The following is a 17,781-nucleotide window of genomic DNA, read 5'->3' on the forward strand; positions in this document are numbered from 1 at the left end:
TCTCGAAAGCTATAATTAACTCATGTTTTTCTTGTGCAGAATAAGCACTTTTGGCCATAAAAAAACCCCCAATAAAGTAAAACAGATTTTTATTATTTCATCTGTCTACTTTATCGGGAGCATATCATTATTTACTAAACTACTTTATTATTCTAAATATAAAAAAGGCGATGCCTTGTGTTAGCATCGCCAAATTTAAATTTGTAAATATTGGCATAGTAGAAAATACTCTATTTCGTGTTTTGTAGTGCATCATAACCTTCTTCACCTGTACGTATTTTAATAACATTGGCTAGTTCATATACAAAAATTTTCCCGTCACCTGGTTGTCCGGTATTTAAAACTTTTCGTGCCGTATCAATTACTAATTGTACAGGAACCTTGCAAACAACGATTTCAACCTTGATCCGTTCGTACATATTAACATCGATTTTCTTGCCCCGGTATGTTTCCGTATACCCTTTTTGAAAGCCTGCACCAAGAGCATGGGTTACTGTAATTCCACTAACTTCAATTTGAGCCAAAGCTTGTTTCAATTCTTCAAATTTTGTTGGACGTGTAATAATTTCAATTTTTGTTAGAACTTCGCTCATACAATCACCCTTTTAGGAAATTATGCTTCGTGATAGGCTTTTTCTCCATGCAGTGTAATATCCAATCCGATGGATTCTTCTTGTTCATTTGCTCGAACAGGGACGAAGACTTTTACAACTTTTATAATAATATAGGATACGATTCCAACAAATAAATATGTGGAAACAATTGCAATTAACTGCTTTAATACTAAGCTTGGATCTCCATAAAATAATCCATTTGCTCCAGCTGAATTTACGGATTTTGTTGCGAACAAACCGGTCGCAATTCCGCCCCATGTTCCACCGATTCCATGTAATCCAAATGCATCAAGAGCATCATCATAACCGAATCTTTCTTTCACCCAGAAAACTCCCCAATAACAAATCGTACCTCCAAGGAATCCAATTAATATGGAGGAAGCAGGGGTAACAAATCCGGCTGCAGGGGTAATGGCTACTAGACCCGAAACTGCACCAGAAATAGCTCCCAGCATCGTCGGTTTTTTATTTATCAGCCATTCAATTACTAACCAGCCAATAATTCCTGCAGCTGCTGCTGTATTTGTATTGATAAATGCGTCCATCGCTACTTCATTTAGGGTTAAGGCGCTTCCAACATTAAATCCAAACCAACCAAACCAAACTAAGGCTCCTCCCAATATGGTAAGTGGCAGGTTATGTGGAGTCGTTGAGACTGCGTCTTTTCTTTTCCCGAGAACGATCGCTAGAACCAGTCCGGTAACTCCAGATGAAATATGCACGACGTTTCCTCCGGCAAAATCAAGTGCTCCGAGATTACGAATCCATCCTCCTACTCCCCAAACCCAGTGGGCTACAGGAGAGTATACCAAAATGGACCAAAGGACTGTAAAGATAGCAAAAGCAGAAAAACGCATACGCTCTGCAAAAGCCCCTGAAATAAGCGCTGCTGTTAAAACGGCAAAGGTTAGCTGGTACATCATAAACAGATTATGAGGAATCGTTGCACTGTAATCATTATTAGGTTTAAAGGTTACACCTTTTAATCCTACCCAATTGAGTCCACCAATAAATGGATTTCCATGTGTTGAAAAAGCAAGCGAATAACCAAATAGAATTCAAATAATAGAAACAATTGCAATTGATCCAAAGCTGTACATTGCCGTGCTTAACACGTTTTTACTTTTTACCATACCTCCGTAAAACAGTGCTATTCCCGGTGTCATAATCCATACAATAATGGTTGACAAAAACATAAATACTGTATCGGCCATCTGCATGTTTTTATCTCCTTTGTAAAATTTATATGTTAGGTTTTATCACATTAAATTGTTAACTAATCTATCATATTACTTTATTACTATATTATCAATAGAATATTTCGATAATTTCATTGTTAAAATAATACAATGTTATATCTTGTTACGTTAGTGTGAGTGAAATCCTTCACAATTTCAATTAATAATCTAGCGGAATACGTGAAAACGTTCCTCAACAACATGGCCCTTATAATAAAGAAAGAACACAATTCTTTTGCTGCAGAATTGCGCCCGATTGCGGAAGATCAAGATAATCATTACCATACCTCTTCAAGAGTATCCCTGAATAGAAAGTCTAATTTCGAAGTAAAGTTTGGTAAATCGATATTAAGTGTATTGTGTATTCCCGTAAACGTGTAATTTCTTCATTTAGAAAATTGTTTTCTAGACAAAGCTATTCGCTGTTTTCGCAGTGTCAAGACATCACTACATTGAATACGTTGAATACATTTGTTACTGAGTTAAGATATCAAGTATTCAAAGTAAGTTTTCACTCAATTTTTCGTTTTTGAATACTTTAAATACTCCCGATTTTCATAGTTAAGATAAATGCGAATTTTATACGCTAAGCCTACTTGTTACAAAACAAAGCCGGATTCCTGTACGCTAAGAAAGGAATATCCGACTTTGCCAGCATTATCAATGACTGCTCCGCCCATCGAGGCTATCATGCTCACCTCTCCATTCACATAAGTTAGATGATACAGAATATATGAGCAGCGGCTATCAAAATAATATCAATAATAATAATTAAAATACAAAACAAAAAATCTTAATCCCTATAATTGGAGGAATTAAGACTTTTATTTCATTATATACATTGGCAATAGTTTCTTAGAAAATTTCTGATAGCTTTTCATTCCCCTGATCAATATATAATTCTTGGACCTTAACATCTGACGGCAGCAGCGGATGATTGCGTATGATGTTGACAGTTTTTTGTAAGCTATCTGTTAAAGTTTTGCTTCCTTGTAGCCATACACTTACCGTACCCTCAGGAAATTCCGGCATGCAATTTTTAAAAAGATAATCTAATGTTTGAATCTTGTCCTGTAATTCTTTGTTTATATATATATTGTTCAGTATATCCCCAGTATTCTTTTGATAATCATTTGTGGAGACCACAACGATTTCCTCAACATTATCCCGATACACAGCAATAATGATGTCCCTCATTAAATCGTCGAAAGGGTGTAAAACTACTGGCTGATATGTTTGTAAGATGATCATGTTTTCCGGATTGACATTGGCTTCTTCTTTAATGAATCGTTCAAATTTCTGCTCCATTCCAATCACAAATAGTACTTTTTTCTTTTCATCTCTAGACATTAAATTCACTCCATTAATGATTTGAATTTTGTTCCAAATAAGTTTCCTGAAAAATGCGCAAGTCTTGAACTTATCCTTTTGTTTTTAACATAATTTTCTTTCTAAATCACTGGAAAGCTTAAAGACTATTACTCGTTCTCCAGTTTGTGTACTAATATCGGTGTGAAAACTTACTACTTCTTCCCCTGTTATCGTTAAGATAATTTCTTTTAAATCATCCAGACCGGATTCCACTAAACTGTTGCGATGTTCTTTTACTGATAACAATCCTTCTTTATCCAGACATACTGTATATTCAGCAGGAGTTAGTATACCGTGGAGTATTACAATCACCATATCCCGTAAGATATCCGATTTAACAGATACGGAGCCTCGTCCAAGATAATTTTTCTCCCAATGTGTTAAAGCTTTGCTTATTTCAGCTTCAAGTGTTCCTTTTGTTTTTTCCATACCCATTCCTTTTCCATAGATGGCCAAATATTGCTTATAATATTCTAAAAAAACAATCTTTTCCTCCCATGTGGCAGCTTTCTTTCGGAAATCTATGTACCATTGCTACAAAAGCGCCGGAAAGAAAAGCAGCCTTCACACAAGGACATATATATATATATAAGCCGGGAAAGTGGTTAAGACCAACTCTCCCAGTGTCCTTCCGGATCAATGGACGCAAGCCGAATCCATCCATTTTTCACTTTTTGATGAAAGGCATGATCGTGGTCCAGCATCCGTTTCACATAGTCCCTCGGTGCTTGAATGACCACCAGCAAACGCAGTGGCTCATGATATGCCTCTTCATCCGATTTCATAACAGACTGCCAGGGAAGTCCGGATAATAAGTCACTGGCGTTCCCCTGCATGACCCCGAGACCGGCTGTCACGGTTTGGGTTGTTTTATTCCCGCTGCCATAATAATGAGGGGCGACAGTAGATGCATAATATTGCAGGTTAATCCATTGAGCTACTGTTGCCGGACCGGAAATAATGTTGGCGAGGATAGCACCGTTTTTATCCTTATTCCAATTATAATTATTGAGGAAAACTCTTCCACCCAGATTACAGCCTTGGGTCAGCCGGCGTTCCCCGATGATAAACGCGGCGTTACGCGCCAAGCCCCATTCCGGACGGACCTCACTCCAATCTTCTGAAAGGCGCTGCGCCTCAGCCTTCGGATTCTTGAGATGGTTCCCAAGATTTGGTAATTTCAGAATCCGCTCGGCATTCGCTTCCTCACTCACCTTTGGTAACGCGGTTTGGACACGTTTAAATGCTTCCTTAGCTTCAGCTGATAGTTCCGGAACATAAAGCCAACGCAATTCATCAAGTGTGGTAATATGCTCGGCAGCTGCAAAAACGGTTTCTTTCGGAATGATAATCCCCTCAGTTTCAAGGCTCTTCCTTACGTTTGGAAGATTACACAAGGTTGCCAGCACCCGTGCATTGAATCCGCTTGATGCCCCTCCGCATGCACCGCAGTCGAGTGCAGAACTATATGGATTGTTCGTGCTGTGACTTCCATGTCCGCAAATAACCACCAGCGGTGCAAAGTTATCGGTTAGCCCCATCATTTTTAGAGCTTGCCCTACATAGTATACTTTTTCTTTCACCGAAAAGCCAATTTGCAGATCTGATTCCGATGTGTTCGTATGGTCAAGCGAGAGTTCCGTGGATGGTTTGTTCAGCCATGTTTCGCGCAGTTTACTTAATATCCGGCCCGCACTCTGCGGCATAAAACTGCGAGCCAGCGTTTGCAGGCTTAGCCAAGGACCGCTTATTTCCGGAAGCACCATGCTGGAAACCAGATTATGTTTCATCGTTTTAAATGTATAACCTAATGAACTGACTGCCTGATGCCGTTGTTGAAAGGATTCAGACTCTGATGAATACTCTTTTACTTTGTATTGCGGTTTAAACATTACCGGCAAAGAGTTATGCGTGTGGTTACTGCCAAGCTCGCAGGTTTCAATCGGCAAACCGAAAAATCCCGCTGTTCCAAAAGTCTCAAAATCTCCTGCTTTTTCAAGTTTTCGGCGAAAAGGCTCTGAACGCACATCTATACAGAATACAAATTGTGCGAGTGCCGGCTTTACATTTTCTGCCGCTACAGCAGGCAGTTGGGATGTAATCATCGTTTTTAATTGGTCTTCATATGTTTTTTCCCATGCTTCAAGCCAAAGGTTACTCCGCAGAACCGTATCAAAACGATATGCAAGGGATAAACGTGCCTTTATTTCTGTAGAGGATAACTGTGACCAAACATTGATTGGCAGGTTCCCCCATTCCGCCCAGGCTGAAATTAATGGTTTTAGATTTACTTTATCATTTCCTTTTTCTGGCAAGGGAAGATAGGGTTTAACTAAAGCCCATTCCATCGAAATTCGTACAGCTAAATAGTCAAGCAGCAGTGAACTTTCTTCTGCTGATTGCTGTGAGCGCCAAAGCATCATTCCCCCCCAGCCCGGCAAAGCAAGGAAATGTGCTTCAAAATAGTCTTGGATCTCCGAAAAAGGAATTTCGAGAATAAGCAAAACTTCCATTAAGGCAGCGTCTGCTTCTTCTGGCAGCTCACTTAGTTGTTTACGTACCTTACGGCTAAGTGCCGGGTCATGCTGGACTAGTTTCCGCCACGCATGATAGAAACCTTCTTCCCGGTTAGGCATCGACCAAACAGCCTGAGACTCATCCAAAAACAATTTACACCACTTGATAATATGGCGGTTAAGCTCGTGAGCTTTATTCACTCTTCCCAACTGTTCCAACCGCTGGCTATAGGTTTTGACCGAATGTTTTTCGGTCAATTGGGATGCAAAACGGTTTAGTTTTCTTGCCATGCTTTTTAACTCAGGTGCTTCCAAAGTACTTAAAGATGGTTGATTCTGTAAAAGTGCAGCCCGGCAAAACCGCTCTGCAACCTCAAGCGGCAACTCCAAAGACTGTGAGTTTAGCCAATGTTGAAGCCCCTTTTCTAAAAAATCCCGATGAATCTCGCCTCGATCCTTTGCAGACTGAAATACGGAATCATTGGGGTAGATATCCACATCACAAGTATCTTTGAGCCAGCGTACAGTTTTTTCAAACGGTTTTCCCTCCAAGCCTACCCAAGGGTTGCGTGCTGCAAATGTGTTAATAGGCCCAAGCGGTGCAATGACGCTGCTAGCAGATTTCACCAAGTCAGTAAGATCAAAATCAAGGGTATCAGGCTGTTTTTCCCAATGTAATGTTTTTGCTAATGTTGTATTCATCTTAAATGACCTCCTCTAAAGAATGATTGTGTCAAATGCTTAGGATGACTTTCGACCAAATCATTTTTAGGTTCACCCAAGCGGACAAGCCAAAGATAAACAACAGTATAGGCAGTTGATGAACGATTACGAGCCAGCCATATACATGCAGCACTTCCCGCCAATAAGATAATCAGGAGCAAAATGGCCGCTGATGCCGTTGGTTGAATTCCTTTCGGGATTGAATCTTGTAATACACCATAAAAAGCATCATGTACGAAACTGTATACAATTGCCGCACCTGCAACCAAAGAAAATCCTGCAATACGCCCGATACGTCCGGATCCAAAAGCCACTAGCTGGGTCCAGGCTAAAGAAACTGACCATCCTAACGTAAGAGCGCTTATCAATTGATAGCCCTCTCCAGGAGAAGACTTCCAAAGAACTAGTGCAACCAGGAGGCCTAAAATCCCACCAGTGATTGTCCATAATGATGAAGTTGGCTGTTGCGTCCCCGAGGTTGGCTCCTCATGATGATGAAGCGCAGAACCAGCCTGTAAAAACAGGGTTGATTTGAATAGACCATGTAAGACAGCGTGGATAATCGCTGCCAAATAAGCACCTAATGCGCATTGGATTAACATAAACCCCATCTGTGCAATTGTAGACCCGACCAGCTGCCGTTTATAATCAACGTGGACCAGCATAATTCCCGTCCCTATCAAGACTGAAACACTGGACAATAGAAGCAAAATAATTTGGGTTATATCTCCGCTAAAAAGCAGTGAAAATCGAGTCAAAATAATTCCGCCTGCATTCACTAATCCCGCATGCATTACCGCAGAGACAGGCGTTGGAGCCACTACTGAATCTAACAGCCAGCGTTGGAAAGGCCATTGTGCTGCCGGAATCACGACAGCCAGGATTAGCATCAGGTTAATACAAGTCCTTTCCCATGAATCAAGCTGTGCAAGACTGCTTTTGGTAAGGACGAGTGACAGCTGCCAATGCCCCGTGGTTTGGGTGATCCAGATGACAGCTCCCAACAGGATAAGCCAGCCTATCGCAAACAGACGGCCGGATTGCTTAGCTGCGTTTCTAGCAACACTCCACTCTTTTTTTAATCTTATAAGTAAAGTCAGTCCCAGGAGAGTAACTCCCCAGCAAACCAGCAGCAGGCGAAGGTCATTACTTAGCCAGACACCTGAATCAGCAGTAGTAGTAATAGTCATAAGAGCAAAATATTTTCGATAGGAACGATCACCGAGTAAGTAACGAACAGAAAACCGCTGCACGATAAAACCGATGGTAAGGACAAACAACGCCAGCAGCCATGATAAGGAATCGAGCCGCCAAGGGCCATAAATAATGGTCTCATTGTTCGTAACAAGGGAAAGTAGGGCAGCGATCGGGGGCAACAATGTGACACCGACGTGAAGCCGAACAAAAGACAGCGGAACCCTTGGGTATAACAGGAATAGCGCGCTAAGCACCGATATGGCAAGCAATCCAAAAAATATTTCTGGCAGAGAAATCAACATTTTACTTCCCCCCATCGATGTATGGAAGAAACCAACATTCCGAAAATATGACTTTGGCCAATTTCCTTCATTATGCTACATTCCTTTCTGTTTTATTTTTAAAAACAAAAAAACCGACAATTTTTTTAAGCATAATGGTTAAAACCATTAAACTTTGAAAATTGTCGGTTTACTCTTAACGGGCCCAGTAAGGCCTTTTAATAGTCTACCTAATTTTGTAATTTGCTTTTTTCCAATAAGAAAGTATATTTGCAGTTGTCCTCTTTATAATAGATACGTTTTCATATAGTCAATAGAAAGTTATTAACCTCATGCTAAGGTAATCTATTTATTTAGAGAAATCAATTAAAGAATTAATTTATAGTAGTAATGTTACTATTTATCAAACATTCTGTCAAGTTAAAATTTGTTCCAAACTTACTCATTATGTATCTCAAGGAACGAGAACCTCATTTCCACTCTATCGTTTAGCAGCACCCATTCAAGGAAAAAAAGGGCTTCTTCGCTCCATACAAACCACCCAAGCCAACGGAGTTCCAGTCAAAATGGTCTTCGTTCGTAACCGTAATAAAAAGAGCGAGTGGCTAGCTATTTTGAGTACAGACTGTACGTTAAATGACCAAGAAATTATCAAAATATACGGCATGAGATGGGACATTGAAGTCTTTTTCAAGACAACGAAATCCTTATTAAAACTCCAAAAGGAGTTTCAAGGTCGTTCCTATGGGTGATAACTGGTAGCTAGCCTTTCCTCCATCGGCATTACCCAACTTCATTGGTACTACGCTGCTATCCGACTCCCTACAATCGGCATTTGGTTTCCTTGCTTGTTATCGCTTGTACACCATACTCTTCTAAAAGAAGAGACCGGTAGGGTCTCCCGAGTTGCCGTATCATATCATTGTAACGTGCCAAGGTCTCTGACTCCAGAGAGGTTTTATCCATCTTGCCCTTAACGAAGGATAAAATGTAGCTTTCTGTCGCAGGTAAGGCATCAGCCCTCTCGATTTACTAACATTATGGAGCTCAATCCCTTCAACCATTTGGCTTTCGGCCCGCTACCTAACTGTCTACGCTTAAAGACTAAAGTTACCTTTAACCCTCCAAGACTCGCTACGAGCGAATGGCTAGTTCTACTCGACGGGAATCCCACCCGTTATATGATACGACCTAGGCTCGGCCGCACACCTGCCAGTTAGTCGAATAAGAAAAGGCTGCCCAAATGACAGCCCAGATCTTCAACTCTTGCACCCGTTAGCTTAAGTGCATTTCTTCACAATATCCTTCAAGTATCTCATAAAAATAAGAGTCATTTATATAAGCCATTCTCATTAAATTAGGAAATCCTTAATTGTATGCTAAACTCGGTTTACCTTTTGATTTACTGTTTTCATGTCTCCTACTCCTTTACGAGTGGGGGATCTTTGTTTCACAAGCAAAAAGAAAAGCAGACTCCCATAAAAGAGCCTGCCTTCCCTGTTTTGTAAATTAAGCAGCATTACGTACGTTTGAAGCTTGAGGTCCACGTTGACCTTGCTCAACATCAAAAGTCACTGCTTGACCTTCTTCTAAAGTTTTGTAACCTTGGCCTTGAATCGCTGAGAAATGAACGAATACATCGTCTCCACCTTCACGTTCGATGAATCCGAAGCCTTTTTCGCCATTAAACCATTTTACTTTACCTTTTTCCATTTGTATTGCCTCCTAGTGTGTAAACACACACAATGTAATACTATCCTTGCTCTCAGTGATTATCAAGACGAAAAGTTACAAAACCTTTTCACCGAACAAAAATAATTCTTTTTAATCATAACATTTTTTGTGAGAAGTGGCAAGAGATAGAAAAATCCATTGAACTCACTATTTCTTTATGATAATCATTGCCGTATATTTTGTATCAGGATTCACTCCATATTCTGTGTGCATGCTTACAGCAAGAGGAACAGCATGGTATTTAACATCTATCAGCTTTCCTTCCTCTAATGAGCCAAGAAAATCATTAACTACCCGAAAAAGTTCTGCGAAGTCTGTACTTTGAAAACCTTTTGCCTCATACATAAATTTATCCCTCCCTTCATCTTATATTTATACACAAAAGGCATATTCTCCTATAAAAACTCCTATTATTTAAATTCCTTTCACCCGTCTTATTTGTTTGTAATATTTATGTATTTTTGTTTTTTAACTATTCTGCCCAGTTAGTTTAAGTGTAATTATTCACAAATTCTCTTTAATCAGTATCCTTATTCTTACTGTTTCCTCCACAATCTAGACCTTTTCTGGAACAACTCTTTTGACATTAAACATCAAATTCTTGATTTTTGATTTAATTTTCCATAGTGGCCCTTCATTCCTCGAATCGTTTCCTTCCCCCTAAAACCACTTTGCCTTTGGCTACCTTATTCCCCTATAGATAAAAATCTTTAATGATTCATCAATTTCTTCCCTGGTAATACCTATATAGCGTTTAGTAATACTGGGTGCACTATGCTTGAAAATTTCTTGTAGGAAAACTAGATCTCTAGTTCTGTGATAATAAAAGTATCCAAAAGTTTTTCTCATTGAGTGTGTCCCAATATCATCTCTACCTAAAACCTCGGCTGCTTTGATTAAAATACGGTAAGCTTGTGTGGGAGTAATATGACCACCTTTATTGGATGGATATAAATAATCATCTGGATCCATATTACTTGTATAGTCCTCAATTTCTGCTTTAAACCCTATGGGAGCTATACGATGAATTAGAGTTAACGAATGGAAAATAATGCATTACAATTTATTCAATAATATCCCATACGGTACCGTATGCGGGTACCCCCATTACGCTATTGCCCATTGTATATACGTTCCTCTTCCGACTATTTGTTTCATTACAGAATTTAACATTGTATAGCTATCATAAAAAAATGACCGCCATTTAGACGATCATCGTTTATTAAAGTAAAGCACCCCGATAGCTAGTATTCGAGAGAAAAATGTATTTAACTGAGGGAGTTTAAGTACATTTATTCACAAACATGTTGCTGATGTATATCTTTAAATACAAAATATCTAATACCTAATAAATATATCGAAAAGTATCCTCAGCCTAATTAATGTATGTCTTTCTTTTTATTTCTTCCACCTCTTACTTCTGCTATATCAGCTATAGCCAAAAAGGCAGTCGTATCAATTTCGTCAACGATATTCTTAAGTTCTGCTTCTTCTAGACGTGTTATGACGCAAAAAATCACCTTTGTGTCATCTCCTGAATATGCACCTTCACCATTCATGTAGGTTACACCACGCCCCAACCTAGCAAGTATAGCATCTCCTATTTCTTTATTCTTATTGCTAAAAATCCATGCGGATTTTGATTGTTCCAAACCTAGAACAACTACATCTATTGTTTTAAACGCAATTATATAGGCAAGTATGGAGTACATTGCTCTATCCCATGTGAAAACAAATCCTGCTGCACCTAAAATAAAAAGGTTAAAAAACATTATGATTTCACCAACAGAAAAAGGTACTTTTTTATTAATTAATATCGCAAGTATTTCAGTTCCGTCCAAGGCTCCGCCATAACGAATAACTAGTCCTACCCCAACTCCCAAAATTATTCCCCCAAAAATTGAAGCTAGAAGAATGTCATCTGTAAAAGCTGGGATGGGATAAAAGAGCGATGTGAAAATAGAAAGAACAATAATACCGAAGACTGATGATATCGCAAATGTTTTTCCAATTTGCTTATAACCTAAATAAAAAAACGGTAAGTTGAGAATGAAAATAAATAATCCTAAAGGTAATCCAGAAATATGGGAAAGCATAATGGATATACCAGTTACCCCCCCGTCTATAACATTGTTCGGGACAAGGAAAATCTCTAATCCTGTCGCCATCAAAACAGCCCCGATAAAAATAGCAATAACACGTTTTAAAACATTAGTTTTTGATAATTTTTTCTGTTTGTTTCTCGATAGTTCTGTCATCCTTATCTCCTTCTAGTATGTAATGTTTCCTTTTATTTTTCCCTAATTATTATAGGGACATTAACATAAACTGGTTTTATGTATAAAAACAAAAGAACCTGTTACAAGTGGACATGATTTTATCCCTCTGGTGACAAATTATCATCGTAATGTGTATTAATATTCATCCGAGAAGTAAAATAAATAAGAAAATTGTATTTTCTGCTTGTGTCTGGGGGTATCCTGATTTTGTTAGGTTCCCTTTTTCACATGGCATTTGATTGGTTCGATAAAAGTAGTAAATAAAACGAGCAAGCTTTTCAGCCTCCCATTCAAATTAGGACATTTCGTTATTATGTGATACACTTTGTTTACCATTTGATTTACTTGTTTACATGTGCCCTACTCATTCGTGAGTGGGGCTCCTTGTTTTTAAAAGAAGAAATCGAGTAGAGGGAAAATAATTTAATTATTTTCGCCCCTCTCACACCACCGTACGTACGGTTCCGTATACGGCGGTTCAATTTATATTACAGTGTGTACTTTTAGATAATGTTCTAAAGCAGAGGGAAGTCCCCTCTGCTTTAGTCTTTTGTTTGAGATTGCTCTTTGAACAACTTTCGATAGTCCGATGTACCGGTAACCTCTTCGGCAAAGAGTTAATCCAATCGCCTCTTCCTTAGGAATCCCTAATTGAACAAGTGATTTGATTTGTTTCTTCGGTACCTTCCATTGTTTCCAGATGATAACTCTAATCCTGGAGCGAAGCTTCTTATCTATCTCAGTCATTGCTTTTTTCATATTTGAGATTCTAAAGTAATTAACCCACCCAAGTATGACTTGTTTTAATTTTAAAATTCGGTAGTCAAGCGGAACACTCCAGTTTCGCTTTGTTAGTTTTCGAAGCTTTCTTTGAAATTTTTGTATGGATATTAAAATGAGATTTTACTTGATATTTTTCATTTTTGGAATCGTAATAATATCCAAATCCTAAGAATTTCAAGTCTTTTGGGCGGGAGATTTTACTCTTTTCCACATTGACAATCAATCCTAATTTCTTTTCTATGAATTTCACGATTGATTCCATCACTCTATTGGCTGCTTTCTCACTCTTCACAAAGATAAGGGCATCATCAGCGTATCTCACGAATTGGAGTCCTCTACTTTCTAGTTCCTTGTCCAGTTCGTTCAACATAATATTACTCAACAGTGGGCTTAGGTTTCCTCCTTGCGGAGTTCCAACTGGTGTTTCTTCATATTTCCCATTCACCATAACTCCACTGACAAGAAATTTTCTTATTAGAGAAATGACATCACCATCATCTATTTTGTTAGAAATGAGTCGCATGAGTTTATCGTGGTGGACTGTATCGAAAAATCTTTCAAGGTCAATGTCCACAATCCAATCATATCCGTCATTCAGAAATTCCAAACTTTTAATAATTGCATCTCACAACTTCTTTTTGGTCTAAAACCGTAACTGAATTCACTGAATTGCTTTTCAAATATCGGACTAAGTACTTGATGAATGGCTTGTTGAACTACTCTATCCACTACTGTTGGTATTCCCAACTTGCGCATCTTACCATTTTCTTTTGGGATTTCCACTCTTAAGGCAGCTTGTGGTCGGTATTTTCTTGTTCTGATGCGCTGACGTAGTTCATCTTTGTTCTCCCTCAGATATTGCTTTAGCTCTTCAACTGTTACTCCATCGACTCCACTCGCACCTTTGTTTTTATAGACACGTAAGTAGGCTTCGTTCATATTTCGGTTACTTAGAATTTGTTCTAAAAGTTTCACACTCGTTTCTCCTTCCCTTTCACGTAGTAAGTGATATCTCCATTCTGGCTATCCTTTAAGGTACGCTCATACTTTTCATACTTTCGCCATTAACACATTCGGAGTACTTCACTTACGCATTCCTGGTGTTGAAACACTATAAATTGTTCAGCCCTTCATGAATCAATTTCACTACTATGGCTTCGGCTGACTTCTTGCGACTAACCTTTTCCGACTGTACTTCCGTACATTCGCAAGACCTCCCAGGGTAAGACAACTATCTTTCCTCTTTTACTCGCCTGATTTACCCTACAAAGTTACGCACATCTTTTGGACTTTGACTTGTTATGGAGCCTTATCCCTTTGTGGAGCCTTGATATCAGATTTCTGTTCGTCGAGCCAAGATTTTATTCCACGCTTCCTTCAGCCCTTATCTCACGATAAGTACCTTGCGCTTCCTTAGTGGTTGGTCGATGTGTACCCCCACAGTGGACTTTCACCACCTAGATAGTTGCCATGCCTGGCACACATAAGAAAAGGAGCTGTAACAACAACTCCTTTGTTCAACTCTTGCACCCGTTATTTGAAGAAGATACTCTTATTTTTCAATTGCCTTCTTAACTGATTCCATAGCGTGAATTACTGTTGTATCAAATATTGGCACTTCAGAATCCTCTGGTTCTACTAATAATCCAATCTCCGTACATCCTAATATAATCCCTTCGGCTCCCTTATCAACTAGATCTTTGATAACTTTTTTATAATATTCTTTTGACGTTTGTTTGATTTTGCCTAAACATAATTCTTGATAAATTATTTCATTAATAAGCTCAATTTCCTCTTTATCTGGAATAAATACTTTTATGCCATTAGCTTCAATTCTTGATTTGTAAAAATCTTGCACCATCGTATATTTAGTACCAAGTAACCCAACTGTATTTATCTTAGATTTCTGTATTTGATTTGCTGTTGCATCAGCAATATGGAGAACAGTGTAGACGTCAAGTCAATTTTTACACTTTTTGCTCGTTTCCTTTTTACACTTCTGCTAAAAAAATGCTTTTCCTGTTTTTCATCCGATGATTGTCCTCATCTTCCGCACCAAGTATAACTTCCACGCGATGAAGTAAGCGATCTAAAATAGCTGTTGTGATCCCTTGATCTCCAATTAAATTCCCCCATTCATCTGGACTTTTATTTGAGGTCAGGATGATCGAACTTCGTTCGTATAAATGATTAATCAAATGAAAAAATAAGTTTGCTTCTCTCTGATCCATAGCCATGTACATTAGATCATCAATAATCACAAGATCGGCATTTCTAATCCTTTTGAGCTGAACTTTGGATTTATTCAGATATTCCTCTGTCTTTAAAAGCTGGACAAGCTCGCCCATTGCAGCGAAGTAAACATTGAATCCTCTGTAAACAGCTTCGAGTCCCAGACCGATTGCTATATACGTTTTCCCAATGCCAGGGGGACCTAGAAGAATTAAATTGTATTGTTGCTCTAGCCAGCTTAATTCTCTGAGTTGAGTAAGCTGGCGGGACGACAGAACGTTTTGACCTTTCAGTTCGAACTCATCTAACGACTTCACGAAAGGGAAGCGTGCCCATTTCATTCTTTTTTCTAGGCTTTTCGCTTCACGTTTTGCTAATTCATATCGCGTTATAGATTCTAAGAATTCCATGTAGGTCCATGATGCTTTTTCAGCTTCGCGAAGAAGCTGTGGCAGCTCCTCCGCAGTCTCTGATAAACGTAACTGACGAAATTGATCTTGTAATTCATTCACAGTTTTGTTCATCATGCTTGACCTCCTAAAATACTGGTATATGTATTTAAAGAACGAGTTGAGGCCTTAATATGAGAATGTTTTGCTGGATTGGTATAAGAGGGTTGTACCTCTTTTATCGGTTCATCACGTAATGTATCAAGGTGATGAGTGATATCACGAAAATCATTCGCATTGTACAGTTTCTCTGTCATGCACTTAGTTATCACAGTATCTATTAAAACTGGATACTGTTGAATTACCTTGTGGATGATCGCAAACTGGTCTCGACGATACCTCGGGTATCTTTGGCTGATCTCATCAAAATAAGCAGCTGCCTGTGTCTGATCTTTAAAGTAAGAGATTAGACGTTGCTTTAGCTCTTCAACCCCTTTTGAACGATCACGGGTATGATGACGGTTTTGAATAAGTTTGCCTTTTTCTAAGCTAATAATGTGTTCGGCAATGATTTCACCATTTGCTTCTTTTCGTATCATAAGCGTTTGTTGTTCGTCGTCTGTCACTTCAATCCATACAAGATTTTCAGTCATTGTTTGATAAGTCCCGAGTGGGACGGAATAACGGTTTGACTTATAACGATAGTGTTGTCCTTGCTTACAGTTCTTGTTATACTTTGGTTATTGGTACTTTCATATGAAAGTAACGAGGAGACTAGCTGTAAGTGTTGCTTTTCGAGGAGAAACACTTCTGCTGGTCTTTTTTTTGTTGTCTGGTGACCCTGATGGTTTCCGGTACGTTGAAGCCACTGTAATGCTCGATCATTCCAATCTTCTATGTCACTAAACACTCGGCTGTCTGCGAAATTGCCTTTTATGTATTTCACTACATTTTCAATCATGCCTTTAGATTCCGGATCAGCTCTTCTGCACAAGTGAACTTTGAATTTTCGTTCATTCACATAACTTTGAAATTCAGCTGTTAAAAGCAGTTGACCTGCATTTTCACTCACAGTGATTAAATGATCCTGATCATAGACGATTTCTTCTGTTCGTCCCCCATAGAACTGGAATGCATTTTCATGGCATCGATCGCATCTCTTGTAGTAAATGGTCGTGCCTGCCATTCCATATATTTATGCCTAGAATGAGCCAGCACAAAGGCAATAAAGTACAGTTTGATTTCCTTCTTGTCAATGGTCTTTTGTTTTGTTTCACCCCAGTCTACCTGAAGTTGTTTTCCCATCGGTTGTTCAGGAACTGCTTCATATTGACGAATAATGACCTTTTTCTCAATCTGATAGAATTCACGAATGTTTTTAACATAAGATCTCACAGTACTTCCACCGATCAATAGGTCGGGATATCTCTCTAAAAGCCAATCATGAATTTGAGCACTACTCAGGTGAGGGTACTCTTCTAGCCAAGCAAGTATCCAGTCTTTATAGTGATCTAGTTTTTTCTTCTTCCCCAAAGGCTGTTCAGTGTAAGCTCTTGCCTCATCAAATGTCATTTCTAAATACTTATAACAGTTGGTCTTGAAATCTTAAGCTCCTTAGCAATTTGTGCTACTTTGAATTTTCTTTTACGTAGTTCATGAATCTTTACATATAACACTAACTTCTCCTCCAAAACCCTAACCTCCAGTAAAATAACGTCAACATCTATTTTACTAAAGTAATAGGTTGATAGAGCAAAAGTGTAAAATCCTATCAAGCGAAAACTGTCAACTTTATTCTAGCGTTTACAAACAGGTATATTTATTTTTTCATCAATATAATTTATTACCTTATGCATTTGTTTGTACAAATAACAATAAAATCTGCTCCTGCCTTTTCTAAAGAAAGTGCAACATTGCCCAAAGTAATACCAGCACTTTCCCAATCTCCATCTGCTTGGTAACGTTCAATTTCGTCAAAGTCAACGCTATATAAAATGCACTTGGCAGAATGTAATCCGCCTAATTTGTTCTTTATTTCTTCATTTATTAAACGGTAATATTCAGACGACGATTCCCAACTCATTCCACCAATTAAACCTATTGTTTTCAATGGACTTATCCCTCCTATTTAATAATAAATTTAATTCAATAACCTTGTTAAATTATCCTGCCCCTTTAGTTGAATAACAAAAAGGCCACCATATATGACAGCCGATCTTAAACTATTGCACCCGTTAGCCATCCATGAATCGCTAAAAAACAGCTCTTCACCACAAAGAATGAAAATGTATTGAATCCGTCCATACTGCTTATAAGACTGGGAGAGGAAGGTCGATCAACTATGGTGCCTTAGAGCCCATCCGTTAGTCTGACTCCAACGACCACGGTGCACCACAAACTGTCGCTCCCTTACGGGAAGCACTC

The 17,781-nt window shown here is 38.7% G+C and carries 13 protein-coding genes and 5 pseudogenes; 1 reads left to right on the forward strand and 17 read right to left on the reverse strand.

The window, feature by feature from the left end; all coding sequences use genetic code 11:
* Positions 1 to 230: 230 nt before the first annotated feature.
* The 6 genes and pseudogenes from J7E81_RS00005 to J7E81_RS00030 all read right to left on the reverse strand — a co-directional run bounded on the left by J7E81_RS00005 (position 231) and on the right by J7E81_RS00030 (position 7,976).
* Entirely contained in the window at positions 231 to 593 is a 363-nt protein-coding gene (locus J7E81_RS00005; RefSeq protein ID WP_215039869.1) for a P-II family nitrogen regulator, read from the reverse strand.
* Positions 594 to 613: 20 nt separating this feature from the next.
* Positions 614 to 1,834: pseudogene (locus J7E81_RS00010) on the reverse strand (ammonium transporter).
* An 873-nt stretch (positions 1,835 to 2,707) separates the two neighbouring features.
* Positions 2,708 to 3,202, reverse strand: a complete 495-nt coding sequence (locus J7E81_RS00015; RefSeq protein WP_215039871.1) for a carbonic anhydrase — start codon at positions 3,200 to 3,202, stop codon at positions 2,708 to 2,710.
* Positions 3,203 to 3,286: 84 nt separating this feature from the next.
* Positions 3,287 to 3,652: a Na-translocating system protein MpsC family protein gene (locus J7E81_RS00020; RefSeq protein ID WP_215039873.1), complete on the reverse strand. Its 366-nt coding sequence runs from the start codon at positions 3,650 to 3,652 to the stop codon at positions 3,287 to 3,289.
* A gap of 176 nt (positions 3,653 to 3,828) precedes the next feature.
* Positions 3,829 to 6,441: a DUF2309 domain-containing protein gene (locus tag J7E81_RS00025; protein ID WP_215039875.1), complete on the reverse strand. Its 2,613-nt coding sequence runs from the start codon at positions 6,439 to 6,441 to the stop codon at positions 3,829 to 3,831.
* Entirely contained in the window at positions 6,438 to 7,976 is a 1,539-nt protein-coding gene (locus tag J7E81_RS00030) for an NADH dehydrogenase subunit 5 (RefSeq protein WP_215039877.1), read from the reverse strand. The genes J7E81_RS00025 and J7E81_RS00030 overlap by 4 nt, the downstream gene beginning before the upstream one ends.
* Positions 7,977 to 8,494: 518 nt before the next feature.
* Here J7E81_RS00030 and J7E81_RS00035 point away from each other — a divergent pair.
* Positions 8,495 to 8,686: pseudogene (locus J7E81_RS00035) on the forward strand (IS4 family transposase); the annotation flags it as partial.
* A 763-nt stretch (positions 8,687 to 9,449) separates the two neighbouring features.
* Here J7E81_RS00035 and J7E81_RS00040 read toward each other — a convergent pair.
* The 11 genes and pseudogenes from J7E81_RS00040 to J7E81_RS00080 all read right to left on the reverse strand — a co-directional run.
* Positions 9,450 to 9,653: a cold-shock protein gene (locus tag J7E81_RS00040; protein WP_215039880.1), complete on the reverse strand. Its 204-nt coding sequence runs from the start codon at positions 9,651 to 9,653 to the stop codon at positions 9,450 to 9,452.
* Positions 9,654 to 9,821: 168 nt separating this feature from the next.
* Positions 9,822 to 10,019, reverse strand: a complete 198-nt coding sequence (locus J7E81_RS00045; protein WP_215039882.1) for a sporulation protein Cse60 — start codon at positions 10,017 to 10,019, stop codon at positions 9,822 to 9,824.
* Positions 10,020 to 10,355: 336 nt separating this feature from the next.
* Positions 10,356 to 10,727: a tyrosine-type recombinase/integrase gene (locus tag J7E81_RS00050; RefSeq protein WP_374103963.1), complete on the reverse strand. Its 372-nt coding sequence runs from the start codon at positions 10,725 to 10,727 to the stop codon at positions 10,356 to 10,358.
* Between the two features lie 326 nt (positions 10,728 to 11,053).
* On the reverse strand, positions 11,054 to 11,932 hold the full coding sequence (locus J7E81_RS00055) for a YitT family protein (RefSeq protein ID WP_215039886.1): 879 nt from the start codon (positions 11,930 to 11,932) through the stop codon (positions 11,054 to 11,056).
* 504 nt (positions 11,933 to 12,436) lie between these two features.
* Positions 12,437 to 12,850, reverse strand: coding sequence for a group II intron maturase-specific domain-containing protein (locus J7E81_RS31210; RefSeq protein ID WP_374103964.1), 414 nt, complete (start codon positions 12,848 to 12,850; stop codon positions 12,437 to 12,439).
* Positions 12,777 to 13,343 carry a reverse transcriptase domain-containing protein gene (locus J7E81_RS31215; RefSeq protein ID WP_251028380.1) on the reverse strand — a complete coding sequence of 189 codons (567 nt, stop codon included), beginning with the start codon at positions 13,341 to 13,343 and terminating at the stop codon, positions 12,777 to 12,779. The genes J7E81_RS31210 and J7E81_RS31215 overlap by 74 nt, the downstream gene beginning before the upstream one ends.
* Complete coding sequence (locus tag J7E81_RS31220) at positions 13,331 to 13,711, reverse strand: reverse transcriptase domain-containing protein (protein WP_374103962.1); 381 nt, start codon at positions 13,709 to 13,711, stop codon at positions 13,331 to 13,333. The genes J7E81_RS31215 and J7E81_RS31220 overlap by 13 nt, the downstream gene beginning before the upstream one ends.
* 577 nt (positions 13,712 to 14,288) lie before the next feature.
* Positions 14,289 to 14,681, reverse strand: a pseudogene (locus J7E81_RS00065) (aspartate/glutamate racemase family protein); the annotation flags it as partial.
* A 46-nt stretch (positions 14,682 to 14,727) separates the two neighbouring features.
* Positions 14,728 to 15,492, reverse strand: coding sequence for an IS21-like element helper ATPase IstB (gene istB, locus J7E81_RS00070; protein ID WP_215039900.1), 765 nt, complete (start codon positions 15,490 to 15,492; stop codon positions 14,728 to 14,730).
* Positions 15,492 to 17,033, reverse strand: a pseudogene (gene istA, locus J7E81_RS00075) (IS21 family transposase). The gene istB and the pseudogene istA overlap by 1 nt, the downstream one beginning before the upstream one ends.
* A gap of 132 nt (positions 17,034 to 17,165) precedes the next feature.
* A pseudogene (locus J7E81_RS00080) lies at positions 17,166 to 17,467 on the reverse strand (aspartate/glutamate racemase family protein); the annotation flags it as partial.
* Positions 17,468 to 17,781 lie beyond the last annotated feature (314 nt).

The organism is Bacillus sp. ISL-18 (assembly GCF_018613415.1).
In the GTDB taxonomy this organism is placed as follows: domain Bacteria; phylum Bacillota; class Bacilli; order Bacillales; family Cytobacillaceae; genus Neobacillus.

Bases quoted from the DNA above. Each gene is read 5' to 3' on its own strand.
- J7E81_RS00005 (WP_215039869.1), bottom strand. From the start codon at position 593: ATGAGCGAAGTTCTAACAAAAATTGAAATTATTACACGTCCAACAAAA.
- J7E81_RS00015 (WP_215039871.1), bottom strand. From the start codon at position 3,202: ATGTCTAGAGATGAAAAGAAAAAAGTACTATTTGTGATTGGAATGGAG.
- J7E81_RS00020 (WP_215039873.1), bottom strand. From the start codon at position 3,652: ATGGAAAAAACAAAAGGAACACTTGAAGCTGAAATAAGCAAAGCTTTA.
- J7E81_RS00025 (WP_215039875.1), bottom strand. From the start codon at position 6,441: ATGAATACAACATTAGCAAAAACATTACATTGGGAAAAACAGCCTGAT.
- J7E81_RS00030 (WP_215039877.1), bottom strand. From the start codon at position 7,976: ATGGGGGGAAGTAAAATGTTGATTTCTCTGCCAGAAATATTTTTTGGA.
- J7E81_RS00040 (WP_215039880.1), bottom strand. From the start codon at position 9,653: ATGGAAAAAGGTAAAGTAAAATGGTTTAATGGCGAAAAAGGCTTCGGA.
- J7E81_RS00045 (WP_215039882.1), bottom strand. From the start codon at position 10,019: ATGTATGAGGCAAAAGGTTTTCAAAGTACAGACTTCGCAGAACTTTTT.
- J7E81_RS00055 (WP_215039886.1), bottom strand. From the start codon at position 11,932: ATGACAGAACTATCGAGAAACAAACAGAAAAAATTATCAAAAACTAAT.
- istB (WP_215039900.1), bottom strand. From the start codon at position 15,492: ATGAACAAAACTGTGAATGAATTACAAGATCAATTTCGTCAGTTACGT.